The sequence below is a fragment of the Nitrosospira multiformis genome (assembly GCF_003050865.1).
In the GTDB taxonomy this organism is placed as follows: domain Bacteria; phylum Pseudomonadota; class Gammaproteobacteria; order Burkholderiales; family Nitrosomonadaceae; genus Nitrosospira; species Nitrosospira multiformis_E.
The window spans coordinates 44252-57088 of sequence record NZ_QAOK01000008.1; the positions used below are offsets into that span (position 1 = coordinate 44252).

The following is a 12837-nucleotide window of genomic DNA, read 5'->3' on the forward strand; positions in this document are numbered from 1 at the left end:
ACTCCAGTGTGACTTAAACAACCGGGACCAGCACCGGAACATTCACAGCATCGAACAGGAAAGAACGGCATGAATTTTTGGCGTAGATTGCCGCCAGGGATGCGGCTTCTGGTTGTAACAGGATTTGTGGCACTGATGGTGGCGGTGGGAGCACAGTTTCATGTGAGCTCTCAGGGAGACCAGTCTTCAACATATCCAAAAGGCTATCGCGGCGGGACCTGCACCATTGAAACCGAGACCCTGCTTGTGGGCTATTCTGCCTACTTCATCCCCAGTGACTACGAAATACCGGATGACCCCACCAGCGCCAAGGCCGTTCCCGTCCTCTGCGGCAAAGTGCCAAGCCCGGGCACACTCAATGTAACGCTGGATCTGCTTTATCCTGAATCTGCCCGTCATGTTCCCCTGGCGCTTCGGTTGGTCAAACTGTCGGACAAAAATGGGGAGCAGGAATTGTTGTCAACACCACCGCAGGCGTATGCATCCGGCACTCTCACTCAGGCATTCAAGTTTGATTCGGTTGGACAGTACGCGCTCTATCTCGATGGTAAACGTCCCACTGGTACCGAGTTCAAGCTACAGATACCGATCAAAGTCGGGACGGACTGGAAAGATTATGCAGCCAGGTACTGGCCTCAGGCACTGGTGTTCCTTTTTATCGTGATTGTTCTCTCAAACTGGAAGAGGATATTTGGGTGATAGCATGGAGAACGGCTTTTAAGATCGTTAGTCCGCTAATAACAAAGGAAATTGAGCGACCTTATCCAGGACCCGTCCCGCGCACGTCCTCTTTGCGTTCACTGGGATCAGCCGTTGATTGCATATAGCGGCGCCATCCCCCGAACTGGCTGATATCCTTTGCATCCGCTACCGCGTAGCCCTCGCATAGGAAACTCTGCACGGATTCGCCGCCCGCAAGGGTAATGGTGCCGATCCCCAAGGGAGCAGGTATGCCTGCCACAAAACTGCCAAATTCGCTTGCTGGCAGCTCCCACACCTCCACTTCGATTGCAAACCCTCGCTCGTTCTTATCTACTCGCACCAATCCCGGACGAAGCGGCGGTGTTCCCGGAAGCGCATAGAGTTTGTAGTCGGGGGAAGTTGTGGTATTTGCCACCAGGCGTCCGTTGCGGCTGGTCAATTGAGGATTCAACGGCAGACCGGACAGATGCGCGCCGCACACCGCTACACGCACGAGGACTGGTTGCTCCGGCTGTGCTGGCCTCTGAAAAGAAGCCATTTCTGGCGAAACTTCTTCTTGCAGTGGAATACCGGTAGCCCCCAGGGGCAGCGAATAGGCCTGTTGCAGACGTGCGGCAAGATGCAACAACGAGACATCCTGATGGGCTGGAGTCACCAGGGTTACGCCAAACGGCAATCCGTCATTCTGAAATCCGGCAGGCACCGCCACTGCCGAATAGTCGAGCAGGTTCATGTAGTTGGTGTAGTAGCCCAGATTCGTGTTCAGGCGAATTGGATCTGCCAGCATTTCCTCGATGCGATAAATGGTCCCGGCGGTGGGCGTCAGCAGATAGCCCACTTCAGACCAGGTACGGTCAGCCTGGCGCTTAAGCGTATGCAAGCGATACAAGCCGTTGTAGGCATCTGCCGCCGAGAATCGGTGTGCGCCGGCAATGATCTCCCGTACCGGGGAAACCACCTCATCGCTATGCAAATCAAAAAATTGCTGAATGGCGGCATAACGCTCAGCTACCCATGGCCCCCCATAAAGCAGGTGCGCTACTTCCAGAAAGGGCGAAAAATCGATCTCGATGACCTCACCGCTCAATGCTTGCAGTTGCGTTATCGCTTCCTCGAATAACCTCGCACTCTCCGAATTGCCGAAGAATTGCAGTTGCTGCCGGTGCGGTATGCCAAAACGGAAACGCTGTCGAAGGTTTTGCGAGGCAAGATCATCCCTGTTCCCTCTCCGGCGGGAATAAATGTCTTCATCATCATAGCTGGCAGCTGCTTCGAGGACTCGCTCCGCATCGGCAGCGGTAAAGGCAAAGATGGACACGCAATCCAGCGAGCGGCAGGCGGGTACGACACCGCGTGTGGAAAGCCAGCCCCTGGTGGGTTTATACCCGATGAGATTATTGAAGGCGGCGGGCACCCTGCCGGAGCCCGCAGTATCGGTTCCCAGGCTGAAACATACCCAGCCCTTCGCTAGAGCCACTGCTGAACCCGAGCTTGATCCACCGGAGATGTATTCGGGATTGAAGGCGTTGCGGCAGACACCATAGGGAGAGCGGGTACCGTTCAACCCGGTGGCGAACTGATCGAGATTGGCCTTGCCGATGGGAATCGCACCCGCGTCGATCAGTCTCTGTACCACGGTTGCGCTGCGTTGCGGTGTATAAGCAAACGCCGGGCAAGCCGCTGTAGTTGGAACACCGGCAAGGTCGATATTATCCTTGATAGCGAAGGGAATGCCGTATAAAGGCAGTGCAGCCATCCCTTTTTCTTCCACCTTCCGGGCATATTGCCGCAGTGATTCCAGCGGCAGCTTGTGTATCCAAACATTGTCGGAATCGTCCTGGATCAGCGCATGCACCGCCTCCATCACCCCGGTAGGATTCAGCTCGCCAGTGGCATAGCGTCGCAGCAGGGAGGGGATATCGCCCAGGGGGCCAAGCTTGGTCATATTCACTCCTCCTGAACGACAAGCAACATCTGCCCAGCGGATATATGGCTCCCCTCCTTGCAGAATAGCTGTCGCACCGTACCGCTGACCGGCGCCTCCACGGAGAATTCCATTTTCATGGATTCCACCACTACCACTGGACTTCCCATTTCGACACGCTGCCCTTCCTTGACGAGCAGTTTCCATACCGTGCCGGTTACATGCGCACTGACAACCTGGGAACCAGAGGGCAAATCCAGTTCGCCCTGCGCATCCGCTTCCTCGAGTGTAACCTCGCTCACGTACTCAGCCTTGCCTTCGGCCTTCCAGCGTTCACGCTCGGCTTCAAACGCAGCCTGCTGCTTTGCTTTGAAAGCGCCGATGGATGCGGCATTTTCTTTCAGGAAAGCGTTGTACTGTTTCAAACTGAATGTTGTCTCCTCGATCTTCAGCTTGAAGTGTCCGGTAATGAAATCCTTGCGCAGCTCAAGCAGTTCGCTTTCGCTAACCGGATAGAAACGGATCTGGTCAAAGAAACGCAGCAGCCAGGGTTTTCCTTCCTTGAAATCGGCTGTCTGGCGGTAACGGTTCCACATCTGCACCGTGCGGCCCACAAACTGATAGCCTCCGGGACCTTCCATCCCGTATATGCACAAATAGGCCCCGCCTATGCCAACCGCATTCTCGGGCGTCCAGGTGCGCGCAGGGTTGTACTTCGTGGTCACCAGGCGATGACGCGGGTCCACAGGTGTAGCAACCGGCGCGCCCAGATAGACATCACCCAGCCCCATGACAAGATAGTTCGCGGAAAATACGATGTGCTGCACTTCCTCGATACTGTCGAGACCATTGATCCGGCGGATGAACTCGATGTTGCTCGGGCACCAGGGCGCATCACTGCGCACTGACTGCATATACTTTTCTATCGCCAGCCGGGTGGCAGCATCGTCCCACGACAGTGGAAGATGGACGATGCGTGCCGGGACCTCCATATCATCGATATCGGGCAATTTCTTTTCCGCACCGACCAGCATCTCCAGCAGCTTATCGCGCGGTAGTACGCGGGAATCGAAATGCACTTGCAGCGAACGGATGCCGGGTGTCAGATCCAGAATGCCTTCCAGTTCCCCGTCATTGCACGCTGTCTGCACCCTATCCATCAGCGCGTGCGCGCGGAAGCGCAAATTGAGATCGAGCTCGAGCGGACCATACTCGACCAGCAGATTCTTGTCGCCTGCCTGGCGATATACGACCTGCACCTGGCCGTCGCTTTGCGGGATGAAGTGGAGCACAGGGGTGGGTTCGGTGGTTGCGCCCTGCTCCGCCTCCGATGAAGCGTATTGTGGAACCTGGAGGTCTTTTATCCTTGCATCCTGTTGCAACTCCAGCGCCAGCGCCTGCTCCATCGACATTCTGTGGAAGCGCACGCGATCGCCCGGCTTGAGCTGCCCCATCTTCCACAATTCGGCCTGGATAATGGTAACCGGGCAGACGAAGCCGCCAAGGCTGGGGCCATCGGGACCGAGTATCACGGGCATGTCTCCGGTAAAATCCACGGTACCTACAGCATAGGCGTTGTCGTGAATATTGGAGGGATGCAGCCCTGCTTCACCGCCATCGCTGCGCGCCCAATGGGGCTTGGGGCCGATCAATCGCACTCCCGTGCGATTGGAATTGTAATGCACTTCCCAGTCAGTGGCGAAGAGGGTTTCGATATCCTCCTCAGTGAAAAAATCCGGTGCACCGTGCGGCCCGTACAGCACCCCTATTTCCCAGCTGTCGGTGTAGGGCGGTACCAATTCCTCCGGCAGCCCCTGCTCAAATCCACCATCACTGTCTTTTCTGGCTTCAAAGATATGCAGCACGTCGCCGGTGAGGAGGGTGCGGCCTGCATGCCCGCCGAAGTGGCCGAGGGTGAAGGTAGATTTACTGTCCAGGTAATCGGGGACCCGGATTCCTCCCTGCACTGCCAGATAAGCGCGGCACCCATGATTTACGAGTTTGCCGAACTGCAACAACGAACCGGCCTTGACGCGATGCGCCCGCCAATAGGCAAGCGGTTCACCATCCAGGCGCACCTCCATCGGCGCGCCACATACAGCAATAACGCTGTCACAGTTGAAACGCAACGCCGGGCCGGAAAGCGTAATCTCCAGCCCTGCCTTATCCTCGCTGTTATTGACGAGCCGATTGGCCAGACGGAACGCCAGACCATCCATCGGTCCCGATGGCGGCACGCCGATGCTCCAGTATCCTGTCCGCCCGGGATAATCCTGCACCGTGGTCTGCACTCCCGGACTGAGGACATCGATCGTATGGGCGGTATAACGAAAACTGTTCAGAAAGCTCGTCGTGTGTCGCCCGCTGCGAAAAGCCTCGCTGCGCAGGATCTGCCTCAGGTAGCCAACGTTGGTTTCCACCCCGTGCAATGCCATTACGTCCAGGGCTTCCAGCAGCCGCGCAATGGCCTGCTCCCGGTCCGGCGCGTGCACGATGACTTTTGCCAGCATGGGATCATAAAATGGCGTGACATCGACCCCGCGTTCCACCCAGGTTTCCACGCGCGCAGCAGACGGAGACGGAAACTCCGCCGCCGTGAGGATACCGCAGGAAGGTTGAAAATCCTTGACCGCATTCTCTGCGTACACACGTACCTGGATAGAGGCCCCATGCGGCTGGATATCGAATGAATCCAGAGGTGGCAAGTCTCCAGCGGCTTGCCGAACCATCCATTCCACAAGGTCAATGCCGGTCACTTCCTCGGTTATCCCATGCTCGACCTGCAGCCGCGTATTCACCTCCAGGAAATAAAATTCCGCGGTGGAGGCATCGAAAATGTACTCCACTGTACCCGCAGACTGGTAGTTGACTGACTGGCCCAAGCGGACCGCCGCCTCCAGCAACGCCTGGCGCACGCGCGGCGGCAGATTAGCCGCTGGCGTTTCTTCGATCACCTTCTGGTTGCGCCGCTGCATCGAGCAGTCCCGCTCACCCAGTGCGATCACCCCGCCCTTGCCGTCGCCGAATATCTGCACCTCGATATGGCGTGCCTTCTCGACATATTTTTCGAGAAACAGGCCGGCGTCCTTGAAATTGTTCTGCGCCAGGTATTTCACCGATTCGTAGTTTCCACTCAACTCTTCCTTGTTCCAGCACAAACGCATGCCGATGCCACCACCCCCTGCCGTGCTTTTCAGCATGACCGGGTAGCCGATATGGGCGGCCTGGCGCAAGGCATCATCCAGGTCTTCGAGCAATCCTGTGCCCGGCAGTAGCGGTACCTGGTTCTGCTGCGCCAGTTCGCGCGCCGTGTGCTTCAAGCCGAATGCACGCATCTGGTGGGGGGTGGGGCCAATGAAGGAAATGCCATGGTCAGCGCATTGCTCCGCAAATTCAGCTTTTTCACTGAGGAAGCCATATCCTGGATGAATGGCATTTGCTCCCGCGTGGGTCGCGACCTCCAGGATCTTTTCGGCGCGCAGATAACTTTCCGCGGCGACTCCGCTGCCTATGCAGTAGGCTTCATCAGCTTCGATCACATGCCGCGATAGCGCATCTGCCTCGGTATAGACTGCAACGCTCTTCACCCCCATGCGCCGCAAGGTACGGATAATCCGGCAGGCAATGGCCCCGCGGTTGGCTATCAATACTTTTTCAAACATGATTTATTCTCGGTTGAGTGAAAAACAGCCGGGATAGAAACTGGATTATGTAAAGCTCATCTCACTGGGATCGTCCCAGACCAGCAATCGAATGGGCGTAGGATTGTAGGCGTTGCATGGGTTGTTAAGTTGCGGGCAGTTCGAAATCAGCACCACCACGTCCATTTCGGCCTTCATTTCCACGTATTTGCCAGGCGCGGAGACGCCATCCACGAATTCCAGGCCACCCTCTTCCGTCACCGGCACGTTCATGAAGAAATTGATATTGCTGGGAATATCGCGCTTGCTGATGCCGAGCTGCTGGCACTCCGGCTCATGCGCCAGCGCGTGCAGAAAGTTATCGCGGCAACTGTGCATGGGGAATTTTTCCAGCGCATACCGCACGGTATTGCTCTCCGCCGCGCATGCCCCTCCCAGGGTGTCATGCCGCCCGCATGTATCCGCAACGATGGTGAGCATTACGTTGCCATAATTCGAGTACAGCTTGCTGCCGGTAGTCAGATAGACCTTCTTCTGCCGGCGTACGGTATCGGTTGCGCTATAGCGCTCCACCGCGTGTGAGGCGTTGTAAAACAGGGTATCGACGGCCTGATTGCCTTCCAGGTCCACGATCCGGAAAATCTGTCCTTCCCTGACGATCTTGACCCACGGCTCGCCTGCCGGGCAGATTTCATCCACTACCGCCGCATCCGGATCCAGCCTGCTTTCAACAAAATTCTTGCTCTTTGAATTCGCGTTCATGCCGCACCTCCATGACAAGCATATAAACATTCAGTGTTTTGCCGGGCACGCTGGTTTTCGGAAATGTGCGCGCATTCGGCAATCACCGAAGATGGAGTTGCAAAAGCAGTGAGATTGACTGCACCGGGCTGGTACGTGGTAGAGGGGTCGAGAGGATGCGGCGCAGCGGATAACACGACCAGCGTATCCATTTCGAAGCTCAAATCCACATGATCCCCAGCTTTGCTGTTACCGGGCTGGAAGGTAAGTTCGCCGGCTGAATTGGCGGTTACCTTGCTGAAGAAATTGATATTGGATACTACGTCCCGCATGCCCAAGCCCCATTTGCCAAGCTCGATCAGCATGCCGTCCAGTCCATTGCGGAACATCTGGTTGCGGTGCTCCTGATACCGCGCGATACCGTATTTCCGGCGTATCAGTTCGGCGTCGCTCAGGCCGCAGACAGTATCGTGCCAACCTACGCTATCGCCGGTAATGCAACAGAATATCCTTCCCATGTCCGAATGGCAGGCATGTCCCCTGGTCAGGCGGAAGGTGTGCTGGGATTTAAGCGTATCGGCCATGTTGTAGCGCTCCAGTTTTTCTTCCTGATTGAAGAACAATACCGAGGCATTGGCGCCGCCGTTGATATCCGTCATGCGCAGCGTGGTGCCGCGCCGCAGAATGCCGGACCAGTGGCAACCGCCGGGAATATGTTGTTCCCACAAATGTGCATCCGGTTGGTTCATGTCTTTCTCCTCATCACGATAGTTTTTCAGGTGTATCCAGTTCAATTTGTAGATCGATGCGGTGTTTTCGCATCCCTCTGCGTGCTGGGCGAAGTGGATTTTTTACGCAGCTTATTTATCAGGATATATAGCGCCGTAATGCCGAGAATGCTGCCCAGCACCAGCGGTACCGCCCAAAGCTGCCACCACGGCGCGTCGGGAGCCGTGGCATAGGGGCGCGGCCAGGCAATATTGACAAGTTCGAATACAGACCAGATAAAAGCGACCGTGTTGATCAGCAACCCCCAGACGCCAAGCTTCAACTCACCCAATGCCGGATTCCAGCGCCCGGTGAGCCGGGTGAATAAACCCACGCCGGTCGTCATGGAAAACATGGCGTAAAGCCCACCCGTGCCGAAGGCAATCACGGTTGCGACCGCGCCGTCGTTCAACCCGAACAGCAATCCCAGTCCTGCCAGGGATACAGTACAGATAACGGCATTGCGTGGCGTCTTGTCTGGCGCCAAGCGGCTGAGAACAGCCGGCATATTGCCTTCGCGCGCCATGGAATACACGATGCGCGAGGTATATTTCACCACCGAGGCGCCGCAGGCCAGGAATGCGACCATGACGATCGCTAAAAACGGCTTTTCCGCCCACTCGCCAAAACTGCCAGTAATTACAGGCGTAATCGGATCGGAAGTGGCGCTCGCAGTAATCAATGCCTCGCGATCGAACGCGAGTGTCAGGGCGGCGGAATTGAAGAGCACCACCGATCCCACCATGCATAAAGAGAAGAAGACGGCACGCGGCACCATCCGCTTGGGTTCGTGCGTTTCCTCTGCGATAGTGGAGCAGGCATCAAAACCGATGAATGCCCAGCCGGCGATCGCCAGCGCTGCCAAAAACGCGGAAGCCTGGTCTGGCGCCGTGCCTGTGCCGAGATGCTGGAACAGTTCGGAAAAGGAATGCTGCCGGAAAAACAGGAACAGCAGCAGCGCCACGCCAAGGGAGCCGACAACTTCCGCATAAACTCCCATTGTGATGACCAGCTTGAAGATATTGACGTGGACCACGTTGATAATGGTGCACAGGAGAAGGAATACAGCGCCCCAGATCACGAATGCAGAGCCCGTTTCGCTCTCGGCTCCAAAAAACAGAGCAAGCCAGACGCCACCCGTATAGGCGGTGGTGGTGAGCATGGCAATAGTGGAACTGACGTAGATGACGCCGGCAAATTGCCCGGTGACCACGCCCCCGAGTTGACGCGACCATTTGTATGCACCGCCCGCAATCGGGAATTGTGAAGACAGTTCGGCGTAGACCGTGGCTACGAGCAACTGCATGACGAGACAGGTGACCAGCGCGCCGAACCATCCGCCTCCTGTCACAGTGGTCTGGACGCTGATGATGGCGTAAAGCCCTACCACGGGGGAAACAACGGCGAATCCGAGCGTAAAGCTGTTCCATACGCTCATGCTGCGGTGAAGCTTGTCGCCAGTGACCGGAGTGGCGGCAGGACGGGAAAATGTATTCGGGGTTTCTTCTATGGACATGATATCCCTTTCGAGACACACGGAATGATTCCACCTGGCTGACCATTTGTCGGTCTCTTCATGCTGCCGGAAGCAATGAGCAAGGAGACACCCGGACGTAGTGGACTGTTGCAGCTTTTTGTATCGCGGCTATTTAGGCGGCGAAAAAATACTACGAACTTCGTCATTCCAGGCCACGACCCGGAATCCAGTCTGAACCCACAATGGTGTGCTTCGCACGCCATTGGATACTGGCTTCCGTGGGCATGACTTATATACTTTATATACTGCTTGCCACCCAGTTCTATCGTAACTGGGCTGACAACTGAAAAAGCGGGGAAAAATACAGGAGGGAGATGCACGACCAGGTCTCCTTTTTCGGCGGTTAAACTCCGGGAATCAATGTAATAACTACATGATCTCCCGGGCTTTTATCCCTCCGTGGAGCCTCGCCATGACGAAGCCGGAAACTCTCGGACCAGACACTTCGAGAAAAGAAGCCGGAACCCTAGTTTCGCGCTACAACTTTACTGGAAAACAGTTTTGCACATCCCATTCAGGAATACAACAAAAAATTATAAAAATTTTCTTTCGATTTGAGTCGCCGGATCTGAGCCTTCGATATTTTATTTCGATATTTTTCAGCACCCCTGCTCTCTCCAGAGATTCAGGGCCTTGGCATTGGAGATGGATTACAAATAGCTGTCATGGTGCCTTTCTCCGCGCCACGACAACGCCATCCCGCGTTGGATTTATGAAGGCGTCAAATTCTGGATCGTTGAAGATCAGCCGGTTGTGCTCGAGAATGGCCTCTGTCCATCCCGGAACAATATCAACATAACGTTCCACCGCCACCCGCCCGTGCCAAAGCACATTGTCCGCAACATACAGACCGCCTGGGCGAATCCTTTCTTTTGCCATACGCCAGATTTCCGGATAATCTCCCTTGTCTGCATCGTTGTAGCAGATATCGAATAATCCTTCGGTCTGCCCGAATATCTCCTGTGCGATGCCGGTGCGAAAATCGATCCTCTCCAGCAGATCGGCAGACTTGAGATACTGCTCGGCCTTTTCCTTGTTCTGAGGATCGCCATCGGTACAGATCACCTTTCCGTCCACCCCGGCTGCTTTTGCGAACCAGTAAGCCGAATAGCCGTAGCCGCTGCCGAACTCGAAAATACGTTTGGCATCGATCGTTTTCGCCAGTGTTTCCAGAAAAATGCCGACCAGGCGGCCAACGATCGGGAAATTGTTTTTGGCAGCCACGGCTTCCATTTCGGTCAGCACGGGATGATCAGTTCGTCCCACCAAGCTGCGCATATACTTTTCGATTGCCGGATTGACCGGGTCTAATTGGGAGGGATTTACAATAGTTGGAGATTGCATAGCCACCGCTCCTCAAAAAATTACGGAAAAGGGGTCATATCGCTCGTTATTTCGACTCTACGCTCAATACGATGATGGGTCAAAGGCGAACGGCACTTGATTCGTTAATTCTGGTGAAGCAGGATACCCATAAAAGCAGCATGTGAACTCCCTCTGCTGCTCCGGTAATATCATGACATTTGATGATAGAATCAGTGCATCCTATCCGATCGGCCCGATCAAAACTTCCGACGAGAAACCGGCACTGGAGGTCAGGAAGACAGCAGCAGCAAGCGCCTGGCGGCGTAGCAAAGGGCGATAACAGAACTTGAAACGAGGTTGAAATGAAATGAATAGCAGACCGCACATCATATTGACATCCCAGGACCTGGACAGGCTGGAGGCCTTGCTCGAGTCGCTTCCGGCTAACGCGGTTCCTGGCAATGCGGAACTGCAAGCCGAGCTCGAACGCGCCGAAATCGTCGAGCCCGAGCAAATACCGCCCACGGTGGTAACCATGAACTCCACAGTACGGTTCAGCATCGATTCCTCAGGCCAGGACTTCCGCCTGACGCTGGTCTATCCAAAAGATGTCGACGGGTCCGGAGATAAAATTTCCGTGCTTGCGCCGGTTGGCAGTGCCCTGCTGGGGCTTTCCACCGGCGACGAGATAGAGTGGCCGCGTCCGGGCGGAGGCACCATCAAGGTACGGATAGAGGAAATCATCTACCAGCCGGAGCGCGAGGGGAAATTCTATCGGTAGAGTTCGGCCCACGGCTTCTCGCGGATGTTCGCAGACTGATCAACGGGAATGTGGCATCAGGAAAAAATCCTGGAGGAAAAATCTGGCATTCTCTTTCCTCAGGCCAGGGACAGCCCCCCGCCGGCGAACGCGGTCAACACAACGACCTTCCATGGTGCAACTTTCCAGACAGTCAGCAGGACGAAGGCCACGAGTGCCACTGCAAAATCCGGCGGCGTAAACACCGCACTGGTCCATACGGGGTGGTAGAGTGCGGAGGCAAGCACGCCTACCACAGCTGCATTAGTGCCCGCCATTACCGCCCGCGCCTCATCTTTTTTGCGCAAGTCATCCCAGAACGGCAGAATACCCACCAGCAACAACATTCCGGGCAAAAATATTGCGATCAAACATATGGCTGCCCCGTAGATTCCGTTGGGCTCGGGCGCAACAACAGCGCCCAGATATGCAGCGAAGGTAAACAAAGGCCCGGGCACTGCCTGCGCTGCACCATACCCTGCAAGAAAAGTGTCTGCACTGACCCAGCCGGTTTCGACCACGCTTGCTTCAAGCAATGGCAGAACCACATGCCCACCCCCAAATACCAGCGCGCCCGCGCGGTAGAACACCTCGAACAGTGCCACCCCCTGCGAGGAAGATATCATCACAATTAGTGGCAGGCCGAAAAGCAGGATGAAAAAACCCAACAATGCGAGCAATGACAGCGTCTTGGATAGTTGTATGCTTATACGCCCGTCATCTCGACGATCATTGGCAGGCGGCAGGTTTTTACAAAGCCAAAGGCCGCCGATTGCGCCGGAGAGGATTGCACTTAGTTGCCCCGGTGTGCCAGGCAGGAAAACCACGACCAGTACCGCGACGACGGCGATGCCGATGCGTTCCCGATCAGGGCAAAGATTGCGCGCCATCCCCCAGACCGCTTGCGCGACAACGGCCACGGCAACAAGCTTCAGGCCATGAATAAAGCCTTGACCGAGCGACGCGCCAAAGGCAAAGGCGCTATAGGCAAAGATCAGCAGGAACAGCGCGGAAGGCAGCGTAAACGCGCTCCAGGCGATGAGGCCGCCCATGAATCCCCCCTTTGACAATCCCAGCGCAAAACCTACCTGGCTGCTGGCGGGACCTGGCAAAAACTGACACAACGCGACGAGATCGGCATACGCCGACTCGCTCATCCACTGTCGACGGATAACCAATTCATCACGAAAATATCCCAAGTGGGCTATCGGTCCACCAAAAGAGGTAAAACCCAGCTTTAGAAAGGCGCGCAGAACTTCGCCCCGATTCTGGTTTGGGCGAGGCTGCCCGCCAAAAGTTTCCTGCATGCTGGAAATCCTTTTACCCCAATTCAACAAAACCCGGCATATGATGATGACTTAAGATTATGAAAACCGAAGCAGTCCCGGAAGATGAGTATCAATATCCTATTTTGGAAGCT

Annotated in this window: 10 protein-coding genes and 1 riboswitch; of the genes, 3 read left to right on the forward strand and 7 right to left on the reverse strand. The window is 55.7% G+C overall.

The features are described 5' to 3' along the window. Positions 1 to 69: 69 nt before the first annotated feature. Positions 70 to 699 (forward strand): hypothetical protein, encoded by a 630-nt coding sequence (locus C8R21_RS05990; RefSeq protein ID WP_107761887.1) that lies wholly within the window; start codon positions 70 to 72, stop codon positions 697 to 699. A gap of 61 nt (positions 700 to 760) precedes the next feature. Here the strand turns inward: C8R21_RS05990 and atzF are convergent, their stop codons facing one another. The 6 genes from atzF to C8R21_RS06020 form a co-directional block, all read right to left on the reverse strand. Then, positions 761 to 2647, reverse strand: coding sequence for an allophanate hydrolase (gene atzF / locus C8R21_RS05995; RefSeq protein WP_107761888.1), 1887 nt, complete (start codon positions 2645 to 2647; stop codon positions 761 to 763). A gap of 2 nt (positions 2648 to 2649) precedes the next feature. Continuing rightward, positions 2650 to 6288, reverse strand: coding sequence for an urea carboxylase (gene uca, locus C8R21_RS06000; RefSeq protein WP_107761889.1), 3639 nt, complete (start codon positions 6286 to 6288; stop codon positions 2650 to 2652). A gap of 45 nt (positions 6289 to 6333) precedes the next feature. Then, positions 6334 to 7029 carry an urea amidolyase associated protein UAAP2 gene (locus tag C8R21_RS06005; RefSeq protein WP_107761890.1) on the reverse strand — a complete coding sequence of 232 codons (696 nt, stop codon included), beginning with the start codon at positions 7027 to 7029 and terminating at the stop codon, positions 6334 to 6336. After that, entirely contained in the window at positions 7026 to 7757 is a 732-nt protein-coding gene (locus C8R21_RS06010; RefSeq protein ID WP_107761891.1) for an urea amidolyase associated protein UAAP1, read from the reverse strand. The genes C8R21_RS06005 and C8R21_RS06010 overlap by 4 nt, the downstream gene beginning before the upstream one ends. Before the next feature lie 41 nt (positions 7758 to 7798). Then, a complete protein-coding gene (locus C8R21_RS06015) occupies positions 7799 to 9292 on the reverse strand; it encodes an APC family permease (RefSeq protein ID WP_107761892.1) in 1494 nt (497 codons plus the stop codon). Between the two features lie 397 nt (positions 9293 to 9689). Continuing rightward, positions 9690 to 9794, reverse strand: a riboswitch (guanidine-I (ykkC/yxkD leader). Between the two features lie 182 nt (positions 9795 to 9976). Then, positions 9977 to 10657 (reverse strand): O-methyltransferase, encoded by a 681-nt coding sequence (locus C8R21_RS06020; protein ID WP_107761893.1) that lies wholly within the window; start codon positions 10655 to 10657, stop codon positions 9977 to 9979. A 172-nt stretch (positions 10658 to 10829) separates the two neighbouring features. On the opposite strand from C8R21_RS06020, the gene C8R21_RS16395 reads away from it, so the two are divergent. Beyond that, the gene (locus C8R21_RS16395; protein ID WP_258192282.1) at positions 10830 to 10958 is read left to right on the forward strand and encodes a hypothetical protein; all 129 of its coding nucleotides are present in this window, start codon (positions 10830 to 10832) and stop codon (positions 10956 to 10958) included. Positions 10959 to 10985: 27 nt separating this feature from the next. Then, positions 10986 to 11399 carry a nucleoside diphosphate kinase regulator gene (rnk, locus tag C8R21_RS06025; RefSeq protein WP_107761894.1) on the forward strand — a complete coding sequence of 138 codons (414 nt, stop codon included), beginning with the start codon at positions 10986 to 10988 and terminating at the stop codon, positions 11397 to 11399. Between the two features lie 98 nt (positions 11400 to 11497). Here rnk and chrA read toward each other — a convergent pair whose 3' ends face one another. Then, the gene (chrA, locus tag C8R21_RS06030; protein WP_107761895.1) at positions 11498 to 12724 is read right to left on the reverse strand and encodes a chromate efflux transporter; all 1227 of its coding nucleotides are present in this window, start codon (positions 12722 to 12724) and stop codon (positions 11498 to 11500) included. Between the last annotated feature and the right edge of the window lie 113 nt (positions 12725 to 12837).

Coding starts and splice junctions, on each gene's coding strand:
- uca (WP_107761889.1), bottom strand. CDS start 6,288: ATGTTTGAAAAAGTATTGATAGCCAACCGCGGGGCCATTGCCTGCCGG.
- C8R21_RS06015 (WP_107761892.1), bottom strand. CDS start 9,292: ATGTCCATAGAAGAAACCCCGAATACATTTTCCCGTCCTGCCGCCACT.
- C8R21_RS06020 (WP_107761893.1), bottom strand. CDS start 10,657: ATGCAATCTCCAACTATTGTAAATCCCTCCCAATTAGACCCGGTCAAT.
- C8R21_RS06005 (WP_107761890.1), bottom strand. CDS start 7,029: ATGAACGCGAATTCAAAGAGCAAGAATTTTGTTGAAAGCAGGCTGGAT.
- rnk (WP_107761894.1), top strand. CDS start 10,986: ATGAATAGCAGACCGCACATCATATTGACATCCCAGGACCTGGACAGG.
- chrA (WP_107761895.1), bottom strand. CDS start 12,724: ATGCAGGAAACTTTTGGCGGGCAGCCTCGCCCAAACCAGAATCGGGGC.
- atzF (WP_107761888.1), bottom strand. CDS start 2,647: ATGACCAAGCTTGGCCCCCTGGGCGATATCCCCTCCCTGCTGCGACGC.
- C8R21_RS05990 (WP_107761887.1), top strand. CDS start 70: ATGAATTTTTGGCGTAGATTGCCGCCAGGGATGCGGCTTCTGGTTGTA.
- C8R21_RS16395 (WP_258192282.1), top strand. CDS start 10,830: ATGACATTTGATGATAGAATCAGTGCATCCTATCCGATCGGCCCGATC.
- C8R21_RS06010 (WP_107761891.1), bottom strand. CDS start 7,757: ATGAACCAACCGGATGCACATTTGTGGGAACAACATATTCCCGGCGGT.